We start from the raw sequence: 23,271 nt of genomic DNA on the forward strand, positions 1-23,271 counted from the left end.
CATGAGTGATCTGGTCCTGACCGTCGACGAGGCGGCGGCCCGTCTCCGCGTGAGCCGCTGGACGCTGTACAACCTCATCCGCTCGGGTCGGCTCCGCACGGTCAAGATCGGGCGCCGACGCCTGGTCCCGGTGAACGCGCTCGCCGAGTGCATCGACGCTTTGGGAGAGGTGGCCTGATGGCTGCTAAGGACAGCGGCGACAACCGCCGCAGGAACGATCGCTCAAAGCGCGCCAACGGCGACGGGAGCATCTGGCAGCGCAAGGACGGCCGGTATGCCTTCGCCGCCTACGTTCTGACAACTGAGGGCACGTACAAGCGCGTACAGGGCTACGCCAAGGACCGCGACGAGGCCCGGTCGAAGCTGAACAAGCTTCTCGCCGACTCCGACCAAGGAATCCCGGTCGCCTCCGAGAACTGGCGCGTAGACGAGTACCTGAACTACTGGCTCGAACACGTCGTCAAGGCCGAGCGCCGCCCCAAGACCGTCCAGGGCTACGAGGGCGTGATTCGCCGCCACCTCGTCCCCAACCTGGGGAAGAAGCGGCTCGGCAAGCTGACCGCTCGCGACGTGCGCACCTTCATCACCCGCATTCGGCAGGAGTGCCAGTGCTGCAAGAACGGCACCGACGCCGCCCGCGAGAAGCCCGAATGCTGCGCAGCGTCCCCCAAGGCGTGCTGCGGCTCGACGCTCTCGCCCCGCATGGTTCAGTCGGTCCACGCGGTACTCCGCAACGCCTTGGAATCGGCAACCCGTGAGGAGATCATCCCGCGCAACGTCGCGAAGCTGGTCAAGGTCTCGCCTCCCCGCTACGCGGTGAACCGCGGGCTCGACGTCCCGCAGGCGAAACGACTGCTCAAGGTCTCGGCAGAGGACCGGTTCCACACGCTCTACGTGCTCGCGCTCTGCCTCGGCCTGCGGCGCGGCGAACTGCTCGGACTCCGCTGGGTGGACGTTGACCTCGACGCCGGCCAACTGGAGATCGTGAACACCCTCCAGCGCGTGAACGGCTCCCTGCGCCTGGTCCCGCCCAAGACGGACGACTCTTCGCGCACGGTCCCGCTGCCCGGCCTGTGCCTCGATGCGCTGCGCGACCACCGTAAACGCCAGTTCGCCGAGCGCTCCGACGCCTGGCCGGACTGGGAGGAACAGGGGCTCGTCTTCCCCTCCAAGCGGGGTACGCCGCTGGAGCCGGACAACCTGCGCCGGAGCTGGGAACCGCTGCGCCGGAAAGCGGACCTGGACGGCGTGCGCTTCCACGACCTCCGGCACACCTGCGTGACGCTGCTCCTCAACCTCGACGTACCGCCGCAGGTCGTCCGCGAGATCGTGGGACACAGCGACATCGGCGTGACGATGACCATCTACGCGCACGCCTCCCTCGATGACAAGCGCCGCGCCCTCGGGCGCCTCGGCGATGCGCTCGGGTGAGCCCTCGTCCGCCGCCAACTGCCCGCGTTGCTGTCACGGTTGCTGTCAAAAAAGCCCGGCGCCTCTTCGGCTCCGGGCTTTCGCACTGCTCAGACTGTGTGGCCAGGGACGGGGTCGAACCGCCGACCTTCCGCTTTTCAGGCGGACGCTCGTACCAACTGAGCTACCTGGCCAGGCACACCAAGCGGTGTGCGACGCGGTCCTGACGGGATTTGAACCCGCGGCCTCCACCTTGACAGGGTGGCGAGCACTCCTAGCTGCTCCACAGGACCTGGTGTCATGTTCAGTTGTCGCGCGGTCGAGGATGTCCGATTCTTCGGGATCTTCGTGTTCCGCGCTCCGCGTCTCATTCTGCCAGACCTTCGGCAGTGGTTTGACCGGAACCGTACCCCCAACCGGATTCGAACCGGCGTTACCGCCTTGAAAGGGCGGCGTCCTAGGCCACTAGACGATGGGGGCCTCGACGACGAACGCGGTCGTCACTCCCACTTCGCCGGTCGTCGGGGACGGGTCAAGCATAGGGGAGATTCCACCGCGGTGCCAAAGCGGTTTGCCGGGCTCCCGGTCGGCGGGCTCGGCGGGCTCGGCGGGCTCGCGGGCTCATCCGGGGCCGCCCGTCGGCTCCGGCCCGGACTCGGACTCCTGCGGACGCGCGGGCGGCGTCTGCGTGGCACCGGCCTCCCCCGAGGCGGGCGTGCCGGTCGGCGACGGGGTGGGGGGCGTGGGCGCCTGAGGCGTGCTGGTGGGCGGGGTGATCTCGCGGTCCGGGTTCTCGGTGATGTGCCGCTCGATCTGCGCCGAGGACAGACCGAGGCCGCCGAGCGTGACGTCGTCCCAGGCCTGGAGGCGCTTGGACTCGCGGTCGAAGTACAGCACGGAGGCCTGGTAGGGCGTGGGCTCGTCGGAGTCGCCGTCCAGCGCGCGCAGCCCCGCGCCGCCCGTCGAGCCCTGCACGATGAAGCGCGTGCCCGTGCCCTGCTGTTCCGTCCAGCGGCTCTGGGCGTCTCCGGCCAGCACCAGCGGGACCCGGCCGCTGAAGGCCTGGCCCTGGCGCGGGTCGTGGAACATCGCGACGTCGACCGGCGGCTCGTGCCCCTCGACCGCCGGCACCTGCTCGGCGCCGATCGCGGCGAGCTCGCCGCCGGTCGGGTTGTCCAGCGCCCTGTCCGGGGTGAAGCGGGGGTCGCCCGCGCCGTAGAAGACGATCCCGCCGACCCGCTGGACCTCGTCGTCCAGTACGACGGCGTTGTCCTGCTCCTGTACCGCGCGCTGAGTGCCCATCGAGTCGTGGTTGCCGCGCACCCACACGTAGGGGACGTCCAGGGACCCGATGTCGTCGACGAAGACATCCTCGGCCGCGCTGCCGCGGTCGGTGATGTCGCCGGTGTCGGCGACCATGTCCACCTGGAACTGCTCGCTCAGGGACCGGACCACGTTCCATCCCGCCGGGTTCAGGTGCAGGTCGCTGACGTGCAGCACCCGGATGGTGTCGGCATCGTCCTCGTAGACCGGCAGCGCCGAGGTCGCCTCGTAGAGCTGGGAGACGTTGCCCACAAGGCTCGCCAGCTGCTCGCGGTAGCGCGAGAACCGGCTGACGACGCTTTCGGCGCTTCCCACCACCTGCGGCGCGCCCGCCAGCAGCCCGGTGTAGCGGGGCTCGGCGATGGCGGCGGGGTTGAACGTGGCGGCGCTGAGCCCGCCCGCGCCGGCGATCACCAGAAGCGCCGTCGCCGCGCTCATCCCGGCCCGCCGCCAGTCGCGGAACAGGATCAGCGCCGTGACGCCCGCGCCGACGACCGCGGCCGCCACGGCTTGCACGAACAGCCGGATGACACCGCTGCGCAGCTCGTCGCCGATGCTGTCGGCCATGCGGTTGATGGCCTCGGGGTTCTGGAACATCTCCCGGGTCGCCGACAGCCGGATCTCCGAGATGGAGGCGCGGAAGCTCAGGGGGCCGGTGTGCGTGTCGAACTCCAGCTTGCCCAGCGGTGAGACGTCGACCACCGTCTTGCCGTCGAAGTCGGGGCTGATGCTGAACTCGACGTCGGCCGGGCCGATGGGCGCCACGATCTGGCCGCCGAGGGTCAGCCCGAGCCAGCCTCCGAGCAGCGCGGCCGCCACCACGGCGCCGTAGCGCCAGGTGCGGCCCCGGCGCATGCGGGAGAACCAGGCGGGGGCGGCTCGCACGGCCTCTGCCAGACGGGATCTCACGCTCGACAACACCTCCCCATCATGCCCGTGCGCGCCTACCGCCAACGTCGTGCCCGCACGCGCGGCGGGCGCCGGCGGGCCCGGCCTCTCGTCCGCCCGGCGCGGCGGCCGGTATCGGCCTCGTCGCCCGCTGCCCTATGCCGCACAATGCGATGCGTGGTGGAACTGACGCGCGCACGGTTCGAGGAGCTTGTCGCAGACGCCCTCGACACCATCCCCGAGAACCTGACCGGCTACATCGACAACGTGGTGATCACGGTGGCCGAGGACCCGCCCGAGCCCGGCCTGCTCGGCCTGTACGAGGGGGTGCCGCTGACCGAGCGCGGCGACGCCTACTTCGGGGTCCTGCCCGACCGGATATCGATCTACTGGCGGGAGATCTGCACCGTGTGCTCGACGCCCGAGGAGGTGGTCGAGGAGGTCCGGATCACGGTCGTGCACGAGATCGCCCACCACTTCGGCATCGACGACGACCGCCTGCACGAGCTCGGCTGGGGGTGATCGGCCGTGCGCCGCACGCCCGACTACGCTGCGCTCCCTCCCGGCCGCCGACTTTACCCGGGCAATACCCGACTAAAACGGCACTTCCGGTACATGAATCCGCTGCGTGAACCTAAGGGCTACAACGAAACAGAAACGAATAGGGTCGAACGACTTGCGGAAAAGCGCACACATCAGGAACGGTAGGTCATCAACCAACGACTTAGAGTGACACCTTTGTTACCAGTAAGGGAGTCGCCGAGTGGGCGATCCGCACATGGACAGCCGCGAAGCACGCGTCCCCTCTCAGGTCCGCGGACAGGCGAACCCACCGCACCCTGAAGCCGACGCCGTCGCCGACACGGCCGCGCCCCCGCCTTCCGGAGGTCCCGCCCCCGCTGCCGTCGCCGACTCCGGCTCCGGTGCTCCCGCGCCCGCAGGTCCCTCCGGCCCCGGGACGCCCGACTCCCCCGGAAGCGCCGCCGAGTCCGGCGGCGATGACTCCCCCGAGCCGCTCTCCGACTGGCGGGACGGGTACCGCGAGGTCCTCAAGGTGCCCGAGTACAGGGCCCTGTGGTCGGCCCACGCGCTGGCGACCACCGGAAACTTCCTGCTCAATGTCGCCATAACCGTGCTCGTCTACCAGCAGACGTCCTCGGCCCTGGCCGCCGGGATCACCCTCGCGCTCACCTACATCCCGCAGGTCATCGGCGGCCCGCTGCTGTCGGGCCTCGCCGACCTCTTCCCGCGCCGCCGCGTCCTCGTGGTCTGCGACGTGATCCGCGCGGTGATGGTGGCCGCGATGGGCATCCCCGGGCTGCCGATCTGGGCGATCTGGACGCTGCTGTTCCTGTCCATCCTGCCGCTGGTGCCCTTCGGGGCGGCCCGCGCGGCGCTGATGGCCGAGATCGTGCAGGGCGAGCGCTACGTCGCCGGCTCGGCCATCTTCCAGCTGACCTCCCAGGCCGGAACGCTGGTGGGACTGGCCGCCGGCGGCTGGGTCGTCGCCGTCATCGGCGCCAACTCCACCGTGATGTACAACGGGCTGACGTTCCTGGTGTCGGCCGCCATCGTCTACGCCGGGGTGCGCCGCCGGCCCGCCCCGCACCAGGACCGCGACGCCCGGCCCTCGCTCTGGCAGGTCACCCGCGACGGCACGCGGCTGGTCTTCGGCGACTCCCGCCTGCGCACGCTGGGCCTGTTCGCCTGGCTCGCCGGGCTCTACATGATGCCCTACGGGCTGGCCAACCCCTTGGCCGACGAGGCGGGCGGCGGCGCCACGGCAGCCGGGTTCATCATGGCGGCGCCGTCGTTGGGGGCCGTGATCGGCGGCTTCGTGCTGACGCGGCTGATCAACCCGACGACCCGCATGCACCTGCTCGGCCCGCTGTCCGTGACGGCCTCGGCGCCGCTGCTGCTCTGGCTCGCCGACCCTCCGCTGTGGGCGATGATCGGGCTGATGGTGTTCTCGGGCGCAGCGGCGTCCTACCAGATCGTCGCCAACGCGGCGTTCGTGCTGTGCGTGCCCGGTGAGGGGCGCGGACTGGCGTTCGGCCTGGTGGCTGCGGGTCTGCAGGCCGCCCAGGGCGTCGGGATCGCGCTCGCGAGCCTGCTGGTGGAGATCACCGGCACGCAGGTGGTCATCATCGCCGCCGGTGCCGTCGGGGTGCTGACCGCGCTGTGGCTGGCCCTCCACTGGTCCCGGATCTCCCACAGCGCGATCGAGCTGATGAACGCGCCGGCTCCTGCGGCCGGCTGACGGGAGCGCGGCGGCGCGGCGCGAGCGGCGACGCGCTGCACGGCGGCCCGTGGGGGCGGCACGTGCACCTGTGCGGGGCCGGCGGCCGGCGGCTGCGGGACGGTCCCGCGCGGCGCCGAGCGCCACCTGCTTCGGCGCCGAGCCGCCGTCAGGCGGGAGCGCTGTCCGCGGAGCTCTCGGGCGCCCCCGCCGACGCGTTCCGCTCCGGCCCGCACCGGCCGGACGGCTCCGGCCGCGTCCCGCTCGGCTCCCCGTCGCCCTCGTCGAGGGCACGGGGGAGCCTCGCGACGAAGTCCGGTCGTGCGCGCAGCGACCACATCAGTAGTCGGACTTCTTGCCCTGGAAGTTGCGGATGATGTGCTCGAGCATCGAGTCCTCGCCGTCCTCCTCGGGCATCACCAGCCAGGCGGCGATGTAGAGCAGGACCGCGGTCCCGGCGCCGAAGATCGTGAGGGCCACGAAGACCACGCGGACGATGTTGGGGTCGACGCCGACGAACTCGCCGATACCGCCGCTCACGCCCGTGAGGATCCGCTGGCGGCGGCTGCGTCGCAGTTTCTTGCTGCCGGTGTTGTCGTTCATGCTTCCAGCGTGCCCTTTCACGGCGCGATTTCCCATCGGGAACCCCCCTGGCGCTCCCCTGACCGCGACCCTGAACCGGAGCCGAAACCGGTCGTTCCGCCGACAGGGGTCGGCCGCTTCGCGGCCGTCCGATGCGCGCTCCCCCTCTCCCGCCTCGTTTGGCCCCGCATGCGGTGTCGACACCTGGGCGAGCCCTGAACCGATCCCGGTGCACGGCTCCGGCGCGGGTGCGCTGCGGGAGGGGCCGCAGGGTCGCGGCTCCGGTCACGCCGCCGCCGGGCCGTTGTTGACCGGGAGCTCATTGCGATTTATTATGACTGACCAGTCAGTCATAATAAGGAGGCCTGTTGTGATGGACACCGATCCCGACTGCACAGGCACGGCTGCGCGGGACGAACCGCCCGGCCCGGCCGGCGGGCGCGCGACTCCGGAGCGCCGCTCGGACGGGGGCGTCGTCAGGCGTGCGATGCGCCGGGTCGCTGACGCGATGGTGGCTCCGCAGGCCGGAGCGGGCGAGATCGCCCTGACCTTCGGAGCCGCCGGCGCCGGCTCCGCGGCGGCGCTCGCAGCGGGCGCGGCGGCCGGCTGGCCGGTGGCGGCGACGGCCGTCGCCGCCCTCGTGGCCTTCGACTACTTCGGCGGCGCGGTCGCCAACGCCACCGCGTCGGCCAAGCGCCGATTCCACGCTCCGGGCCGGGGCGGGCTCCACCGGCTCGGTTTCGTCGCGCTGCACGTCCAGCCTGCGGTGGTCGCCTGGGCCGTGCCGGGCTTCGGTTGGGCCGACGCGGCGGCGGTCTACACGCTCACCCTTGCCGCAGCCGTCGTCGTGGAGCTGACCCGCCCGGATCTGCGCCGCCCGGCCGCCTTCGCCGCGGCGACGCTGGGCATCGCCGCGGCGCTCGCGCTGCTGGGCGTCCCACCGCAGATCGCCTGGCTGGCGCCGGTGGGCTTGATCAAGCTGCTGCTCGGCCACCTGCTGCCCGGCGAGGTGCACGCCGTACCGCCCGCGCCGGCCGATGCGGGTGTCGCCGGCGGCACCCGCTGACCGGCACCCGCTGACCGGCACCCGCCGACGGGCGCCCGGATCTGCGGCGCGATCATCGAGGGCGATACCGCCGCTGAAAGGAAGGGGCCCGATGGCACCCAAACGGGTCGACCGCGACGCCCGCCGCGAGGACATCCTGGACGCCGCCGTGCGCGTCTTCGCTCGCCGGGGCTACCCAGCAACGCGGATCGAGGACGTCGCCGCCGAGGCCGGCATCGCCAAGGGCAGCGTCTACCTCTACTTCGAGGGGCGCGAGGCGCTGCTGGCGGCCGGCTTCGAGCGGATCGCGCGGCGCTCGGCGCAGGTCCTCGCCGACGCCCGGCGCAGCGACCGGCCCGCCAACGACGCGCTGGCCGAACTGGTCGAGGGCGCCGTCGCCATGCTCGCGGCCGAGCCCGACCTCACCGCCGTGATGCTGGACCTGTGGAGCGCGGGAGGCGCCGCGCGCCGCGCCGAGGACGCCGACCCGCCCCCGCCGGCGTTCGACATCGCCGCCGTCTACCGGGAGTACCGCGCTCTGGTGGCGGAACTGCTGCGGCGCGGCGGCAGCGAGGGCGACCTGCGGCCGGGGCTGGGCGAGCCGGAGGCCGCCGTCGTGGTCGCCGCCATCGAGGGGTGCCTGCTGCAATGGCTCGTCGATCCCTCGGTCGATCTGGCGCGGCTGGCCGACCCCATCACCGCGACCTGCCTCGACGGGCTGCGGGCACGCCCGGAGGGCTGAGCCCCGGGCCGCCCTTCGCGCAGCGCCGGCTGCCCGCACGCTCAGGCGCGGTCGCTCGACGCGGGTAGACGACCGCGCGGGGCGCGGCGCCCGCCCGCCGGTCGCTCACTCCGCAGAGGGGTCGAGGGCGACGACGGTCTTGATGTCGCCCGGCTGCGGCGTGAACGCCTCCGTCGCACGCGCCACGGGAACGCGGCGGGTGATGATGCGCTCCAGCCACGACTCGCCGGCGGCCGCCAAGGCGTCGGCGGCCTGGCGGTAGTGGCGCAGGTTGGCGTTGACCGAGCCGATCACCGCGTCGTTCTCCAGCACGATGTCGCGGTTGAGGCTGCCCGCGTCGACGGTGATGCGGCGGCCGGCCGGCGAGACGCCGGTGAGGCAGACGATTCCGTAGGCGGCGGTGCCCGCCATCGCCTCGAAGACCAGCCGGGCGGCGCCGGTCGCCTCGACGACGATGTCGGGTTCGAGCTTGTCCATCACCTGCTCGATGTCCTCGGAGTGGTACTCCGCGCCGAGGTCGCGCACCAGGAGCGGCTTGGGGCCCTCGGTGACGCGGTCGAGCACGTGCACGTCCAAGCCCCGCTGCTTGCCGAGCAGTGCGGCCAGCAAGCCGATGGGCCCGGCCCCGGTGACCAGGACGCGGCGGGGCTCGAACCAGGAGCGTTCGCCCACCCGCTCGATCTGCTCCCAGGCCTTGGCGACCACGGTGGCGGGTTCCATCAGCACGCCCACCCGCTCCAGGCGGGGGTCGAGCTTGACCGCGTACTCGGGCTCCACCGACCACGCCTGCGCGCCGTAGCCGTCGACCCCCTTGATGCCCCGCTCGGTGTAGCGGCCGTTGCGGCACATGTCGAACTCGCCGCGCGCGCACGCCCCGCACGGAACCGGGTCGGGCCGGCGCACCACGCCCACAGCGAGATCGCCTTCGGCGAACCCGCTGTTCTCGGGCGCCCGGCGGACCCGGCCGAGCGACTCGTGGCCCAGCACGAGCCACTCGCGCCCCTGCGGCAAGGCACCGTGGCCGCCCGCGATGATCTCCCGGTCGGTCCCGCAGACTCCCAGCGCCAGGCCCTGCACCAGCATCTCCCCCGGCCCCGGCTCGGGATCGGGCAGCTCGCGCACCTCCAGCGGCTCATCGCGACCGGGGCTGACGGTGACTGCGCGCATGGCTGCCCTCCACTGGCCTACTGCACCACTGTCCAACCCATGCCTAGCCGCCGCACGGCACTGCAAACCCTCCGGGGGCGCCGATCCGGGCGTCCGGAAGCGGGCGTTTCCTGAGGAATACCTCGGTGCGGCGCCGATGCGTCAGACCTTCATGCCGAACAGTTTCTCGGCATTGCGGAACGCGATCTTTTCCTTATCTTCACGCGGAAGATCGACTGCTCGGAACCAGTCGGTCCCTTCTTTGATGCTAGCGAAGGGGTAGTCGGTTGCGAACATCACTCGATCCACACTGATGTACTTCAGCAGGAGGTGGAGCAGTTCATCCTGGAAGAACGCGCTGGTAGTGATCCAGAAGTTGTCCTGGAAGTACTGCGCGATGGGCTTCTTGAGCGAGTCTTCGGTCGGCTCGCCCATGTCTTCGGCGATCCGCTTGTAGTAGAAGGGAAGACCTTCGCCCATGTGGCCGATGATGATCTTCAGATTGGGGAATCTATCGAAAACCCCGTATGTAATCATCCGGATGCATTGGGTAAGCACCTCCTGGTGCCAGCCATATCCAGACCCACTGAAAATGTAGTCTTGGTACTCCTTCGTGTATTCCGACCGTGTCGTGCTGTAGTAGATTTGGTAGATCTCTTCGGCCGGATACCCGGGATGCAGGTAGATCGGCACATCGAGGGATTCGGCACGCGCTAGCACGGGCTCGAATTCCGGATGATCGAGGAATTTCTTCGTGATGTGCCCGTTGGTCAGGGCGCCCAAGAAGCCGTCTTCCCGAACCGAGCGCTCCAGTTCGTCGGCCGCCGCATCCGGGCTCTGCAAGGGCAAGGTCGCGAAAGCCTGGAATCGGCCAGGATGACTCGCCATCGGCCCTTCTACAAGCTTCCGGTTGAGACGATAGGCAAAGTCGATGCCCTCTTGCCCCGGGAGATTCTGCACAGCCGGCGTATGCGCAGAGAGGATCTGAACGTTGAGCCCTCCCTTGTCCATATCATCGATGCGGCGCTGGCCCAGATTGGCAAGACCTGTTCCCTCAAGGAACGCTATGTGCTCCTCGTTGATGGAGTTGAGCTTCATCAACTCGGGAGTCGAGAAGGTCTCTTCCGTACCGATGAATGACAGGTCTTGGTCACGGAGCGAGATGTCCGAAGCATCTTGCTCGTTGGTGCATGACGCGAGGATCGGCGCGGCCAATCCAACGCCGGCGCCAAGTGCAGCCCCGCGAGTGAGGAAATTGCGGCGTCCCATCGACATTTTCGTGGGTCCTGTTTCATTCGATTTCATGTCTGTATGCGCTCCGGCGTCGCGTTGTGCAGTGAACGTAAAGATTGACAACCGTGGTCCGCAGGTACCCGCCCGGGTTCGCGATCCGCTTCAACTCGCGCTGGGCCGGCGTGGCGGTCGAGCGGAGCGTCGTGCGGTCGAGTGATGGGTGTCTGACACGGCCCATCACGGCCGTGAACTCTCCCGCTGGGAACGCGATGGTGACGTCGTCGAGCACGACGACGGCTGATTCGCCGGAGCCGTAGTGCTCGACGGCACCGGCGAGCATGGCTGCAGCGTCGTCAGCGTTTGGATGACATCGCTCCCCGCAGAGTGCCGCTCGACAACTGTGGAATCTGGACGTTGGGACACGAGATCTCCGATGAGTGGTTGGTGTCCACCACGATGTCGGCGGGCGCCGGTCGCTGCGTCGTCCCACAGGAGGTGACGCGTACTCCCACGGGAGTACTTGTGCGCAACCAGAATGAGCTTCCCCCGTAGCGCGGACACCTGAGGTGAGGGCAGACGTGATCATCAGAAAGAATGTCGTCCGTGCCCTCTCCACACTCGCCCGAGTTCTGCCGCCGCGCTGTCGAGCCGGCGCGCCAGGGCAGCACGTCAACCGTCGGGCTCGCCAAAGCCCTCGGTATCAGCCGTTTCTGCCTGCAGAACCGGGTCGCCGAGTTCCGCCGTCGAGGAAGAATCGGTCAGCGATGCCGCCGGGCCAATTCCATGATGGAGTCGCTGTGGGCGACGATGCGGTTGTAGTTGCTCGACAGCCGACCCGTGGAAAACCCGCAAGGAATTGTCCGCAGCAATCTTCGAATGGATAGAATGCTGGTAAATCCCCATAGGCGTCACTCCAGTATCGGAATGCGCAGTCCTACCACGTTCGAAGGGCTCGATCTGCCCTCAGGCACCCCGGCCGACCTCACTGAAGGCGTCCACACAAGCTCACGACGTCTTCGACGAGATGGCGAGCGTCTTCCATGGTGTGTCGCCTGCCTTCTCGCTGCCTTGGTGCCGGGTCGTCGCTCGCGCGGCATTGTTCCACCCGATACAGACAGCCGAGACGGTCAACCTGGGTGGCGTTGACGCGCGGGAGGAGCCTGCGCGTCAACGCATACGACGTGGGGCCGGCGAGTGGGCCTCGTCGACGCACGCGGGGAGTCGCGCTGACACCTGTGCGGACCGCCGTCGACGACATCGGCCGCGGGTGCCTGAGGGCAGGGTTTGACCTTCGGACACCCGCCCATCCCCGGGCGCGACCGCGGCATCACTGACGACTCCGGTCCGCATGGCAGACCCGAAAGGCGACTCGATCGGCAACCCGGTACATCCACCGCGAGGCTGGATCGGCGCGGATCGACGCCGCTGGCGGGAGAGGGCCGGTCAGCTCGTCGTTGCGGTGGGGTGACGCAGGCAGGTGGGGCGCCTCGGTGGCACGATATGGGACGGCCGTGCCGGACCGTGCCGGGTTCTCCGCATCGCTCCAGCGGGACCGGAGGGGTCGTGGATTCTCGGGCGTCCGATTGACCGTTGACCTGCACAATCGACACGGTACACTGCGCTGGGTTCATGGAATGCCGAGTGGTGTTGTGACCTGGCGTTTTCTCGCCTCGGGATAGGGAGATGGCACCGGTTGACACCACCGTGTGCCGGGCCGGTCCCCACCATCCGAGCACCGATGGAGCATCCGCTCCGAACGCCACCCTTCCCAGATGCACCGACGTGAGTCTTCCTTTTCGGTCAGCTATCAGAACCACTTCGAAGTCGGGGGCGGTGGGTGAGGCAATGCACTTCGCCTATGCGAGGGGGAGAGAAGGGACCTTGAACGTTGCTTTGTGCCCCCGCTGTCGCGTGGGTGAGTCTGTGTTCCCAGAGGTCCCCGCGTCGCCGCATGGGTCGGCGCCCGTGGCGTCCGGTTCGTCCCGGTGTATGTCATGCACAGGGCCGAACGGGTCGAGTTCGTCGTTGCTCCAGTCCCGCAGCCAGGTTCGGAGGTTTGGCGGAATACGAACCGTTGGCGCCCGGGCGGCGCGGTCGTCCAGGACTCCATCCTCGCGTCGCCCACACCGGGCAGGAGCACGATCTGCTCAGGCCGTGCCGCAACAGCGGTACGCAACGCGGTCACGGCCGCCGCGGCGGAACGGGTGGAGGCCTCCATCGCCTCGCCTGCCTTTCTCTTCACACCCGTCATTCAACTTCCTCACGAGAGGATGTACATCCCTCCGGAAGGCAGTCTGAAACCGCTAACGTCGGCGCATGACCGAGCGGGACACTCCCGAGGAAGCTGCCGCGCCTATGGCGTTGACCCGACGCCTATTCGTGCGGGTCACCGAAACCTCGACCGGGATCCGGCGCTGGGCCAAGCATCGCGCAGGTTCATTGCGCGCACCTCGGATCGATGCTCGTCGGGGCACCGTCATTCTGCTCCTCAGCGCTGCGGCGATCTGGGCGGCAACACCGCTGGCGGTCGACGCCGCGTTGTGGCTGTGGTCGCGCCCCAACGCTGCCCGCGTCCTGATCCTCGCGGGCGTCGTGCTCACCGCCGCCATCGCGTTCACCCGGCGACTGCGGGACAAGCGGCCTGCCCAGCCACATCTGGGCGCCTTGATCGCGCTGGCCTGGTGCGCAGTTGCCGCGATGGTGGCGGTGCTGACGGGCGGGGCATGGTGGATCATGGGCGCCCCGACGGCCCGTTTTCCCAGCGAACTGCCCCCCGCTTCACTAGATGCGATCGCCACCCGAGCGTTCGCGATCGTAGCCGGCCTTGGAGGCGCAGCACTGCTGGTCATCTCCTACCGGCGCCAGCGCACCACCGAAGCCGACGGCGCCCGCGCCGACCTGGCCGTGGCCCGCGAAGACACTCGCCTGTTCACCGAACGCTTTACCTCTGCCAGCGAACAACTCGGCAGCGAACACCCGGCCGTGCGTTTGGCTGGCGTGCATGCACTCGCCCACCTCGCTGACGACGCGCCCGAGGGGCGCGAAGAGCTTGTGCAGATGGTTATCGACGTGCTGTGTGCTTATCTGCGCATGCCGTATCGAACCGCCCCGGAGATACCTCCCGAGGGCGCCGATGCCCAGCAGGCCGAAGAACATCACCTCCAACTGCTGGAGTTCAAGTCACTGCGCGAGGTCCGTCACACCATCATCCGCATCATCGGCGACCGTCTGCGTCAGCCCACCCGCTGGCGCGGCAAGGACTACGACTTCACGGGCGTCGTCTTCGACGGCGGCGATCTCGATCGAGCCCACTTCACAGGCGGCCGAACGTCCTTCTGCAACGCGTGGTTCGCCGGTGGGTACGTGCGCTTCTCCAGGGCGGAGTTCACTGGCGCAGAGGTGGACTTCAGCGAAGCGAAATTTCTCAGTGGCGAGGTATCCTTTCGGGCTGCGCGTTTCGCTGATGGAGACGTGGAGTTCTCCGGGGCCCAGTTCGTCGGTGGAGAGGTCGACTTCCGAGGAGCGATGTTCGTCGGCGGAGACCTGGGTTTCGTCAGCACGAGGTTCGCTGCCGGAAAAGTGGATTTCTCCCTCGCGGATTTCACTAGCGGAAGGATATCGTTTTCTAAGGCCTTGTTCGCCGGTGGAAATGTAAGTTTTCGTGGGGCCGAGTTCTCCGGAGGACAGGTGGACTTTTCATCGGCGCGGTTCGCCCACAAGATAGATTTTTCCCGGACACGCTTTACCGGCGGAGAAGCCGATTTTTCCGGGGCAGAATTTTCGAGCGAAGAGATCGACTTCACTCGCACCGTTTTTTCCGACGGAGCGGTTTCTTTTGCGATCCCGGCGGGCGGAAAGCGGGATGCGCGTGGCGTGTGCCCCCGCGGGTTGCTAGAGGCGCACAAGGCGGGACTGACTGATGTGGTGACGCTGCCGCCTGCGTGGGACCTCTCGGGCTAACGTCCCCAGGAGGAGGGACACTCGGCCCAGACCATGGGGAAGCCCGTGCGTGCGCAAGTTTTCCGTGGGTCAAGAGAAGGTAAAAAGGAAGGGGTGGTCGCGTGCTGCACGGCGCGCTCAAGGAAGGAACGCCCCCGTTTTTCTTCATGCGCTGAACAGCCATGCCTGAACAGCACACGCGACCTCGAGGAATTTCGTCCAGCGATCGGCTGGGAACGAGCGAAAGGACGCCTCGTGTCTGCCCCTCACACCGGCAATCCCCTGTCCTCCCACGTGCGTCCGGACCTGCCCGGCAGGTTCAACGAACTGGACGTGCTGCGCCGCCAATGGGACAGCTTCGCGGCGACGGAGGAGGGCCAGATTGTTCCCCCGTTCGAGGTTCTGATCCACCCGTCCTCAGGATGCAACCTGCGGTGCGACTGGTGCATCGGCGATCACGTCCCCTGGAGATCTGGGACGACCAACGCGAAGAGGCATCCCCGTCGGGGGAGGCACCCTTATCCCGTGTAGCGACGAGCCGATCTATGCCGACGTCGCCAACCTCGATTACGCCCCTGCACGAGTGGTCGCCGACAGCCACGCCCGCATCGCCTGCGCGCGCCTGATCCTCCTGGGACAAGCAGCCGGATCTGGCATGCTGCTCGACGAGCCGAGAGAACTCGCCGATGTCACCCGCGCGGCCAAGAAGATATACAACAATCACAGCCAGCTCCATTAGCCGGCGGCACCGTGATCAATGCGGCGTATCGCCTGAGACCGAGCAAGGAGATTCTTATGCCCCGAGCGCCGTTTCAAGTCCTTGTCGTCCCCTTTCGTCGCATAGGTGAAGAGGTCGAGTTCGCCATCCCCCGGGCCACCTCGACACCGCGCCCCACTGAACACCGCAGCCCCCGCCGGGCGAGCGGCTGAGCGTCGTGAACTGCCCCAATGCGCGCTACGCGGAAACGGCCCATGGCACCCCAACTCCCCCTACCGGAAGATGTCCAGGGGCAACCCTGCCTCAAGCAACTACCCAAAGCCGACCTTCACCTCCACCTCGAAGGCGCCATGCGACCCGTCACGCTTGCGGACCTCGCACGCACCTACGGGCACCCGGCACCACAGATCGCTCCTTGCTACGACTCGTTCGACCGGTTCCAGAACTGCTACCAAGAGGTCGTCGAACTGATTCGCACGAGGTGCGATCTCCAACGCCTCGTGCATGAAGTCGTGGAAGACGCGGCAGCCTCAGGAGCGGTCTGGATCGAGCCGCACTTCATGCTATCCACCTATGCGCCCGCGCTCGGTCCCGCCGAAGAGGTGCTCGACCTGGTCCTGGAAACGGGGAACGCTACCGGAGCGCGCTTGGGCGTCGGATTCGGGCTCGTGCTCGGCGCCAGCCGCAACCGCGATCCGCACCAGGCCATGGTCCTGGCACGACTCGCCGCCGAGTACGCCGACCGCGGAGTTGTCGCCTTCGGACTTGTCGGTGATGAGTCCGCAGCGCCCGCGGAAGACTTCGAAAGGCCCTTCACCATCGCCCGGGAAGCAGATCTGATCCTCGCGCCCCACGCAGGCGAACGCGTCGGCGCGCTCAGTGTCCGAAATGCGGTCGACGTCCTCTCCGCCGACCGCATCGCTCACGGCGTGCGTGCCGTCGAACATCCCCCGTTGCTTGAACGTCTCGCTGACGAGGGCATCACTTTGGACGTGTGTCTGACGTCCAACCAACTGTTAGGCGTCGTCGATGACCTGGACGACCATCCTCTCCCGCGACTCCTGAAAGCTGGGGTGCCATGCTCCTTGGGCTCCGACGACCCGCTGCTCTTCGGAACCAGCCTGCTTACGGAGTACCAGATCGCCCGCTCGCAACTATCGTCGCCTGATTCCCAGCTCGCGACACTTGCCTCCACGTCAATTGACGCCTCCGGCGTCCCCGATGATCTCGTCATGTCCGCGCTGACGGGTATCAGAACCTGGCTACAGGAGGGAACGAGCTCGTCTCACAGGTAGATGTGCGTGGCGGGAGGGTTAGCACCGATCGGTGTCACGCCCCGGCCCGTGGCTCGTTCCACAGGAGTCTCCGCCGTACGGGGCGTCCACGGTCGAAGGCGGAACCCGTCCGCCCGCGACCGCGCCGTCGCCGCGGAACGACTCCGCTGGTGCGGGAGGGGAGGTCAGCGCGTGACTGAGTCGCGGGGGATCCGACCGGGCGGGGCGCCCTGGCTGTCGAGTGCGGGACGGTGGTGCCGGAGCGTGCCGTGTGCTCCGCATTGCTCCAGCGGGACCGGAGGAGCCATGGATTCTGGGGCAGTCGGCAGGCGTCCGATTGGCCGCTGACCTGCGCATTCGACACGGTCGCGCGATAAGAGCACCGACGGAGCAACATAGCCGTCGACATTGGCGAAGTCGGGGGATCATTAGGCTTCTGAACTGGGAAAACGAGTAGGCCGCCCGGGGCTCGAACCCGGAACCTACTGATTAAAAGTCAGCAGCTCTGCCAATTGAGCTAACGGCCCGCGACGAGTATACCGGCCCGAGCCAGTGGATGCTGCACCACAGCAGGCACGGTTCGTAGCCCGCTGAGCTGCGCAGACAGCACATTTTCCAGGCCGCGGCTCCGGTTGCCGCACACACGATCCCGGACCCCGCCGACCGGCTCCGGGCCCCGACCGGCGCGTTCTCTCTGCGATCTGTCACCCCCACCAGCCGGGGCCTGGCTTGGGAGGCGCAGCGGCGGCGGCCACCGGGAGGATGCGGCCGTCTCCCGCGCCGCGGCCGAATGAGCCCCGGAGCCCTCGCGGGCCCCACACGCCCGAAGCGCCCCCGCGTCGCGGACGTGGTCAGTGCCTGGATGGGATGAGGGATGGACGATGCGGTTCCGCGTGCAGACCCACCCCGTGGTGTTCGGAGTATCGGTCGTGGCGATCCTGGGGTTCCTGGTTCGCCGGGCTGGTCGCCACATCCGCCATGGAACGGGCCTGGCCGGCGTTGGAGGGGGGTATCGCCGCGGTGCTTCTGGTGGCCTGCGGCCTGGCCGCCTTGCAGACGGCGGCGATCTCCACGGCCCTTCCGTTCAGCCTGGTCATGGTGATGATGTGCTACGGGCTGGTGCGCGCCCTCTACGCCGATAGCCACAAGTATCCGCTGGACCAGGTGATCCTGGCCGAGCGCGACCACAAGCGCGTCCCGGAGTAGGAGGGCCTCGAGCGCACCCCGTTCAAGCCCGGATAGCGGGGCCCGCCCGCCCCGGCCGAAGCACGCCCACCCCCACCCATGACCCGGGGCCGGTGCGGGTCGACTCCCCGAGCCCGAACTGCTGGGCGGGTTGGCGCGGCGCTGGGCGGCCGACGTCCAGTAGGTTCCGGGGTCGAAGCCCTAGCGGGCTACCATATCCACGCTGGTCATGGTCTTATCGGCGCCGGTTCTGCCCCGTTCGGCGCTCCGTTCCGAGCGCGGTGTCGACCGGTTGTCTGAGGATGGTGCGCAGCTTCTCGGGGGCGGCCTTGCGGAAGTCGCTGAGGTAGATCTCGTGATGCGTGCCGGCCATGCGCAGGCCGTTGTCCGGGATGAACTCGTGGTGCATCCGCGCCAGCACATCGGCCTCGTCGTCGAAGGAGCCGACGTGCAGCGTCTGCACGCAACGCCCCTCCGACAGCGACTCCAGGCGGACGTCGCCGAGGCGCGCCGGGTGGTTTCCGGCCCCCGCCTGCTCGACGGCCGCGGCGAACATGCGCCGATCGATCCAGTCCGGAACCATGATCATCAGCGTCCAGTCCCACCGGGACTTGTCACGCGAAGTCGTGAAGGAGTCCATGTCCCCGGCCCACCACAAACCCTCCAGAGGCATGACGACGTAGTCGCGTCCGAGGTCCCGCTTGCTGGCGAACTTCAGCTTGTAGGCCACCGGGTAGAGCGCTCCGACCGCCTCGGCGAAGGCCGGAGAGGTGTTGGGGTCTCCGTGGCCGTTGATCATGAGGTACTGCGTGTCGGGTACGTCCACGATCCGGAACCGGCCGCGTTTCGCCTGGTAGGCGTCGAGGCTCTGCTTGAAGTCGGTCTTAGTCGTCATCGGGCACCTCGACTCGTGCTGCGAGCCACGACCTTTCCGCCTCTAGGAGGCTCAGCGAGTACGAGAACACCTCGCGCGCCGCCGGCGCGAGGGGGCTCTGCGCCCGCTCGGCTTCCTCGACGGCCGTGATACGGTCCTCGATCCGCGCGAGCCTGGTGCGGAGCGCTTCGGTGTACTCCCGCTCGGACAGCAGCGGCAGGTTGGCGACGCCGACCAGTAGCGGGTGCGGCACCGCCCTGGGTTCTGCGATGAGCGCGAGTGCGTTGCGCGTCGCCGCATCCCGCCCTGCGCTCGTGGCCTGGAAGACGCGGCGCGACTTCGCGCCGGCGGGAGCCTGCGAGACGCGGACCAGGCCCCGCTTCTCCAGCTTGGTGAGCAGGTAGTAGATCGAGGAGAAGCCGATGTCCGTCCACTGCCGGATGCCGCGCTCGGCGATGACCTGCTCCAGGTCGTAGCCGTGCCGGGGCCGCTCGACGATCAACCCCAGGACGGTCAGCTCGGACGGGGTCAACTCCACGGGTCTATTCTAGTCGTAGAATATCCCGCCGTCGATCGGGCCCACGGGCCCACAGGCCTGCGCGAGCGGCGGGCTGCCGGCGGCGCCCGCTTGGGCCTGGGACTCCACGAGGCCTGACGCAGCGGGGCGAGGGCCGCACGCCCCATGAGGCCCTCCCCCGCCCCCGCTACCTGTGCAGAGCCGGGGGATTGACCTGGAGTGCAGTCCAGGTACAAGACTCCTCTTCATGAGCACCGCCCACTACACGCCGGGGGAGATCGCCGAGCGCTTCGGGATCAGCCTCGACACCTTGCGCTACTACGAGAAGGAGGGCCTGCTCACCCAGGTCGAGCGCGCTCCTTCCGGGCACCGCCGCTACCGGGCCTCCGACGTCGAGCTGCTGTACCTGGTCCGCTGCCTGCGCGACACCGACATGCCCATCGCGCGGCTGCGCGACTTCGCCGAGCTGGTGCGCGACGGCGACCACACCATCCCCCGCCGAGTGGACATACTGGCCGACCATGACGCCCGCCTCACCGAGCGCATCGCCAAGCTCCAGGAACGCCAGCAGGCCATCCGGCACAAAATCGACTACTACCGCGGCGTGCTTGCCGCGGCCGACGACGAGGAGATCGCCAGATGAGGTATCGGACCATCGGGACGGGAGCGGCCCGGCGCCGCGTCAGCGCCGTGTGCCTGGGCGCGATGAAGCTCGGCGGAGACATCGACGACGCCACCTCCTTCGCCATCCTCGACCGCTTCGTCGAGGCGGGCGGAACGTTTGTCGACACCGCGAACAACTACCAATTCTGGGAACCGGGCTGCACCCCCGACGACTCCGAGGCGCTGCTGGGGCGCTGGCGCGCGGCGCGGGATGGTGACCTTCCAGATGAGCTGGTCATCGCCACCAAACTCGGTGCCCGGCCCACCGTCCCGGGGGGACAGCAGGACACCTGGGAAGGGCTGTCGCGCCCCGCGGTGCGGGCCGCCGCGGAAGGCAGCCTCAAGCGGCTCGGGGTGGAGCGCCTCGACCTGTACTACCCCCACGTGGAGGACCGCAGCGTGCCCCTGGAGGAGACCGTCGACGCCCTGTCGGAACTGGTCGACGCCGGCACGGTGGGCATGCTGGGTGCGAGCAACCACACGGCCTGGCGCCTGGAGCGGGCACGCGGGCTGGCCGAGGCCGCAGGGCGGCACCGCTACCAGGTGCTGCAGCTGCGCTACAGCTACATTCAGCCCCGCGCCGACCTCGGGCTGCCGGAGACGGCACACGTGCACGCCAACAGCGAGCACCTGGACTTCGTGCGCCAGGAGAACGCGGCCGGCCGCGACACCGCCGTGGTCGCCTACACCCCGCTCCTCATGGGCGCCTACTCCCGCAGCGACAGGGAGCTCAGCCGCGCCTACGAGCACCCCGGAACGGCGGCGCGGCTGGCGGCCCTGGACGACGTGGCCGCCCAGGTGGGGGCAACGCGCAACCAGGTGGTGCTGTCCTGGATGATCGACCACGACCCGCCGATCATCCCGCTGGTCGGGGTCAGCAAGGTCGCCCACGTGGACGAGGCGATGGAGGCGGCCGACCTGCGCCTCACCCGAGCCCAGCGCCGATCCCTGGACGAGGCGGCCTGACCCCGTGCCCGCCGCCTTCGGCGGTCGCAGCGCAGGGCAATTGAAACCGCAGGTGACAGGGTTGCCGTGGTGGGTGAGCGCGGAGCAGACTGGAAGCAGGTGAGCTGGCACGGGCCTATGGTCCGCCTCCGCCCCGAAGCGGGAGGGCTGCCCGATGGACACCGCGTTGCAGATCCACGTCGGCGCTGACGGCAACGGCGAGGACCTGGCCGAACTGATCACCATGCTGCGCAACGAACTCCTGCAGCTCGACGTCGACGAGGTCCGCCCGCTTCGAACGGCACCGCCTCCCGCCGGTTCTCGCGCGGAGTGGGGGATCGACCCCGCCGGGCTCGTGGTGGTCGCCGACAGGTCGATCGACATCCTGAGCAGGATCGTTGGAAGCCTGCGGGCATGGCGCGAACGCGCCGATCCCCGCCCCGCCATTCGGCTGGAGATCGACGGCGATGTCGTCGAGATCTCCGACGTCTCGGCCGAGCAGGCCGACCAGACGCTGAAGTACTTCCTGCAGCGCCATGCGGCTTTACGGGAGCAGACGTGAGCGGCGCGCGACGAGCGCTGATCGTCGCCGAGGACGCCTACGAGGATCCCGGGCTCACCAAGCTGCGCTCCCCCGCGAAGGACGCCACCGCCCTGGCCGAGGTTCTGGGCAATCCCGAAGTCGGCGCGTTCGACGTCGCCGTCGTGCACAACGAAGCCTCTCCGGTGGTCGCCAACCGGGTTGAGGAGTTCTTCGCCGAAGGGCGGCGCGAGGATGCCCTGCTACTGCACTTCTCCTGCCACGGCCTGAAGAACCTGTCCGGAGAACTGTTCTTCGCCACCCGCGACACGGTACCGAAGCTGCTGCGTTCAACGGCCGTCTCGGCCCACTTCGTACGCAAGTGCATGGGTGCCTGTCGGGCCCGCAACACCGTTCTCCTGCTCGATTGCTGTTTCGGCGGCGCGTTCCTCGAAGGAATGGGGCTTCGCGGCACCGATGACGCCCACGTGCTCGACACCTTCTCCGCTCAGGAAATGGGAAGCGGGCGCGGTTGGGCTGTTGTGACCGCCTCCAACGCGATCGAGTACGCCTTCGAGGGGGAGCATCTGACTCGGGACGCCCCGCACACCCCTTCCGTGTTCACCACCGCTCTGGTCGCCGGGCTTGCCACCGGTGAGGCCGATCTCGACGAGGACGGGCGCATCTCCCTCGATGAGCTTTACGACTACCTCTATGATCGCGTCCGCAGCGAGAACCCCCACCAGACCCCCAGCTGCAGCGTGCATGTGCAAGGCGACGTCTACCTCGCCCGCAGCGCTCGGCGCCACCACGCTCTAAACAAGCTGTCCGAGCCCCTGCGCCAAGCCCTGGTCAGTTGGGATTCGTCCGCTCAGGAATGGGGACTGGCCCAGCTGGAAGCAGCGGTATCCGGTCCTGACCTCGCCGCGGCCGCCACCGCCCACGACGCCTTGCTCTGGCTGACCCGCCAATCCTCGAACGCCGCGGGCGCTGCGGCGCACCGCGTACTGGAGGCCGCTCGCCTCACGCCTGTCCCGGCCACCCTGGACTTCGGCCGCATCGCCCACGCCTCGCCCAGTCCTTCCCGGCACGTGCTCCTTACCGGGCCTCCCTTAGCGCTCGACTGCAGGGCCCGCCCGCGCACCTCCGCTCTGAGCGTTCAGCGGGAACCGAACGCCGGAAACAACCTGGTGGTCACCCTCAGCACCTCCCGGTCCGGACCGGTCGAGTCCTCGGTCGTGCTGTCCAGTCCCGTCGGCGACGTGCACGTTCCCGTTACCGCCGAGGTTCTCCCTGCGGAGCCGTCCGGCTCGGATCGGTCCACGATGCCGCCGCGAACGGCCTCGGAACGGCCGCCTGCCCCCGTACCTCAGGGGTCGTCTCCTGCCGCCCCGACCGCCCACGGCGTACACCAGCAGCTGTATCCGGGCATAGGGCGCCGCGTGCTCGCTCGCCTGATCGACCTCGCATTCGTGGGTTTGGGCGGATGGGCCCTCCTGATTCTCATTCTGGCGTTGGGCAGCCTCGCCGGAATGGACGTCAGCAGCGACGGCACACTCATCACCACCGTGACCGCGCTGTCCATCTTCGGCTGGGGAGTGCTGATCTTCCTTTACGACACTCTCCTGCTCGGGACTCGGGGCAACACGGTCGGCATGGCCGTTGCAGGAGTGCGTGTCGTCAACGTGTACGACGGTGGCCGACCTCGATGGCGCCAAGCTCTTGCACGCGGTGCCGTGTTCGGGCTCCCGCAATCGATTCCGGCACTGGGGCAGCTGTTCGTCCTGCTCGGCTGCCTGCTGGCGATACCCGACCGCAGGAACCGATCCTTGCAGGACGTCGCAGCCGCAACGCTGGTCGAGTTCACACCTCGGTAGCGCGCTCGAGCTCCGGGGAGGGGGCTCATGCCGTCAACACCGTCCGGCCGGACGCGACCGGGTACGCGCCGCCGGGGCCATCCCCGCATGCTCGAGGATGCCGCGGGCAACAGCGCAGGGGAGGGCCCGCAGGTACCTTGGTGGTGGGGGC

23 protein-coding genes and 4 tRNA genes are annotated in these 23,271 nt (G+C 68.7%); 15 read left to right on the forward strand and 12 right to left on the reverse strand.

The window, feature by feature from the left end:
- Position 1 precedes the first annotated feature (1 nt).
- Positions 2-178, forward strand: a complete 177-nt coding sequence (locus ABEA15_RS13020; protein WP_345556831.1) for a helix-turn-helix domain-containing protein — start codon at positions 2-4, stop codon at positions 176-178.
- Complete coding sequence (locus ABEA15_RS13025) at positions 178-1,431, forward strand: tyrosine-type recombinase/integrase (RefSeq protein WP_345556832.1); 1,254 nt, start codon at positions 178-180, stop codon at positions 1,429-1,431. The genes ABEA15_RS13020 and ABEA15_RS13025 overlap by 1 nt, the downstream gene beginning before the upstream one ends.
- Positions 1,432-1,530: 99 nt before the next feature.
- On the opposite strand, the gene ABEA15_RS13030 is transcribed toward ABEA15_RS13025, so the two are convergent.
- The 4 genes from ABEA15_RS13030 to ABEA15_RS13045 all read right to left on the reverse strand — a co-directional run bounded on the left by ABEA15_RS13030 (position 1,531) and on the right by ABEA15_RS13045 (position 3,588).
- Positions 1,531-1,604: transfer RNA gene (locus ABEA15_RS13030), tRNA-Phe, on the reverse strand.
- Positions 1,605-1,628: 24 nt separating this feature from the next.
- Positions 1,629-1,703 (reverse strand) — tRNA-Asp (locus ABEA15_RS13035).
- 114 nt (positions 1,704-1,817) lie between these two features.
- Positions 1,818-1,890 (reverse strand) — tRNA-Glu (locus ABEA15_RS13040).
- A gap of 141 nt (positions 1,891-2,031) precedes the next feature.
- Positions 2,032-3,588, reverse strand: a complete 1,557-nt coding sequence (locus tag ABEA15_RS13045; RefSeq protein WP_345556870.1) for a metallophosphoesterase family protein — start codon at positions 3,586-3,588, stop codon at positions 2,032-2,034.
- A gap of 201 nt (positions 3,589-3,789) precedes the next feature.
- Here ABEA15_RS13045 and ABEA15_RS13050 point away from each other — a divergent pair, with 201 nt between their 5' ends.
- Positions 3,790-4,143 (forward strand): metallopeptidase family protein, encoded by a 354-nt coding sequence (locus ABEA15_RS13050; RefSeq protein WP_344141087.1) that lies wholly within the window; start codon positions 3,790-3,792, stop codon positions 4,141-4,143.
- Positions 4,144-4,384: 241 nt separating this feature from the next.
- A complete protein-coding gene (locus tag ABEA15_RS13055) occupies positions 4,385-5,881 on the forward strand; it encodes an MFS transporter (protein WP_345556833.1) in 1,497 nt (498 codons plus the stop codon).
- 318 nt (positions 5,882-6,199) lie between these two features.
- Here the strand turns inward: ABEA15_RS13055 and ABEA15_RS13060 are convergent, their stop codons facing one another.
- Entirely contained in the window at positions 6,200-6,463 is a 264-nt protein-coding gene (locus tag ABEA15_RS13060; RefSeq protein ID WP_344141089.1) for a PspC domain-containing protein, read from the reverse strand.
- 352 nt (positions 6,464-6,815) lie between these two features.
- On the opposite strand from ABEA15_RS13060, the gene ABEA15_RS13065 reads away from it, so the two are divergent.
- Both ABEA15_RS13065 and ABEA15_RS13070 read left to right on the forward strand, forming a co-directional pair.
- Positions 6,816-7,508, forward strand: a complete 693-nt coding sequence (locus ABEA15_RS13065; protein ID WP_345556834.1) for a hypothetical protein — start codon at positions 6,816-6,818, stop codon at positions 7,506-7,508.
- A gap of 91 nt (positions 7,509-7,599) precedes the next feature.
- Positions 7,600-8,229, forward strand: coding sequence for a TetR/AcrR family transcriptional regulator (locus ABEA15_RS13070; RefSeq protein WP_345556835.1), 630 nt, complete (start codon positions 7,600-7,602; stop codon positions 8,227-8,229).
- Between the two features lie 105 nt (positions 8,230-8,334).
- On the opposite strand, the gene ABEA15_RS13075 is transcribed toward ABEA15_RS13070, so the two are convergent.
- The 4 genes from ABEA15_RS13075 to ABEA15_RS13090 all read right to left on the reverse strand — a co-directional run bounded on the left by ABEA15_RS13075 (position 8,335) and on the right by ABEA15_RS13090 (position 11,511).
- Positions 8,335-9,396: a glucose 1-dehydrogenase gene (locus tag ABEA15_RS13075; RefSeq protein WP_344141094.1), complete on the reverse strand. Its 1,062-nt coding sequence runs from the start codon at positions 9,394-9,396 to the stop codon at positions 8,335-8,337.
- 141 nt (positions 9,397-9,537) lie between these two features.
- The gene (locus ABEA15_RS13080) at positions 9,538-10,680 is read right to left on the reverse strand and encodes an amidohydrolase family protein (RefSeq protein ID WP_345556836.1); all 1,143 of its coding nucleotides are present in this window, start codon (positions 10,678-10,680) and stop codon (positions 9,538-9,540) included.
- The gene (locus tag ABEA15_RS13085) at positions 10,667-10,948 is read right to left on the reverse strand and encodes a hypothetical protein (RefSeq protein WP_345556837.1); all 282 of its coding nucleotides are present in this window, start codon (positions 10,946-10,948) and stop codon (positions 10,667-10,669) included. The genes ABEA15_RS13080 and ABEA15_RS13085 overlap by 14 nt, the downstream gene beginning before the upstream one ends.
- Positions 10,949-11,277: 329 nt before the next feature.
- Entirely contained in the window at positions 11,278-11,511 is a 234-nt protein-coding gene (locus tag ABEA15_RS13090) for a hypothetical protein (RefSeq protein ID WP_344141096.1), read from the reverse strand.
- A 1,413-nt stretch (positions 11,512-12,924) separates the two neighbouring features.
- Here ABEA15_RS13090 and ABEA15_RS13095 point away from each other — a divergent pair.
- From ABEA15_RS13095 to add, 4 genes are all read left to right on the forward strand, one after another.
- Entirely contained in the window at positions 12,925-14,568 is a 1,644-nt protein-coding gene (locus ABEA15_RS13095; protein ID WP_345556838.1) for a pentapeptide repeat-containing protein, read from the forward strand.
- 234 nt (positions 14,569-14,802) lie between these two features.
- Positions 14,803-15,078, forward strand: coding sequence for a hypothetical protein (locus ABEA15_RS13100; RefSeq protein ID WP_345556839.1), 276 nt, complete (start codon positions 14,803-14,805; stop codon positions 15,076-15,078).
- A 52-nt stretch (positions 15,079-15,130) separates the two neighbouring features.
- Positions 15,131-15,286 carry a hypothetical protein gene (locus ABEA15_RS13105; protein ID WP_345556840.1) on the forward strand — a complete coding sequence of 52 codons (156 nt, stop codon included), beginning with the start codon at positions 15,131-15,133 and terminating at the stop codon, positions 15,284-15,286.
- Between the two features lie 233 nt (positions 15,287-15,519).
- Complete coding sequence (gene add, locus ABEA15_RS13110; RefSeq protein WP_345556841.1) at positions 15,520-16,560, forward strand: adenosine deaminase; 1,041 nt, start codon at positions 15,520-15,522, stop codon at positions 16,558-16,560.
- A gap of 433 nt (positions 16,561-16,993) precedes the next feature.
- Here the strand turns inward: add and ABEA15_RS13115 are convergent.
- A tRNA-Lys gene (locus ABEA15_RS13115) sits at positions 16,994-17,066 on the reverse strand.
- Positions 17,067-17,517: 451 nt separating this feature from the next.
- Between ABEA15_RS13115 and ABEA15_RS13120 the strand changes: the two genes are divergently transcribed.
- Positions 17,518-17,745 carry a BCCT family transporter gene (locus ABEA15_RS13120; protein WP_345556842.1) on the forward strand — a complete coding sequence of 76 codons (228 nt, stop codon included), beginning with the start codon at positions 17,518-17,520 and terminating at the stop codon, positions 17,743-17,745.
- 214 nt (positions 17,746-17,959) lie between these two features.
- Here the strand turns inward: ABEA15_RS13120 and ABEA15_RS13125 are convergent, their stop codons facing one another.
- Both ABEA15_RS13125 and ABEA15_RS13130 read right to left on the reverse strand, forming a co-directional pair.
- Entirely contained in the window at positions 17,960-18,619 is a 660-nt protein-coding gene (locus tag ABEA15_RS13125; RefSeq protein ID WP_345556843.1) for a GyrI-like domain-containing protein, read from the reverse strand.
- Positions 18,609-19,136, reverse strand: coding sequence for a PadR family transcriptional regulator (locus ABEA15_RS13130; protein ID WP_345556844.1), 528 nt, complete (start codon positions 19,134-19,136; stop codon positions 18,609-18,611). Before ABEA15_RS13130 ends, ABEA15_RS13125 begins: the two co-directional genes overlap by 11 nt.
- Positions 19,137-19,362: 226 nt before the next feature.
- Here ABEA15_RS13130 and ABEA15_RS13135 point away from each other — a divergent pair, with 226 nt between their 5' ends.
- From ABEA15_RS13135 to ABEA15_RS13150, 4 genes are all read left to right on the forward strand, one after another.
- Positions 19,363-19,758, forward strand: coding sequence for a MerR family transcriptional regulator (locus ABEA15_RS13135; protein ID WP_345556845.1), 396 nt, complete (start codon positions 19,363-19,365; stop codon positions 19,756-19,758).
- Positions 19,755-20,744 carry an aldo/keto reductase gene (locus tag ABEA15_RS13140; RefSeq protein ID WP_345556846.1) on the forward strand — a complete coding sequence of 330 codons (990 nt, stop codon included), beginning with the start codon at positions 19,755-19,757 and terminating at the stop codon, positions 20,742-20,744. The genes ABEA15_RS13135 and ABEA15_RS13140 overlap by 4 nt, the downstream gene beginning before the upstream one ends.
- Before the next feature lie 154 nt (positions 20,745-20,898).
- A complete protein-coding gene (locus ABEA15_RS13145) occupies positions 20,899-21,285 on the forward strand; it encodes a hypothetical protein (RefSeq protein WP_345556847.1) in 387 nt (128 codons plus the stop codon).
- A complete protein-coding gene (locus tag ABEA15_RS13150; protein WP_345556848.1) occupies positions 21,282-23,120 on the forward strand; it encodes a caspase, EACC1-associated type in 1,839 nt (612 codons plus the stop codon). Before ABEA15_RS13145 ends, ABEA15_RS13150 begins: the two co-directional genes overlap by 4 nt.
- Positions 23,121-23,271 lie beyond the last annotated feature (151 nt).

This window comes from Streptomonospora halophila, assembly GCF_039542725.1.
GTDB lineage: Bacteria > Actinomycetota > Actinomycetes > Streptosporangiales > Streptosporangiaceae > Streptomonospora > Streptomonospora halophila.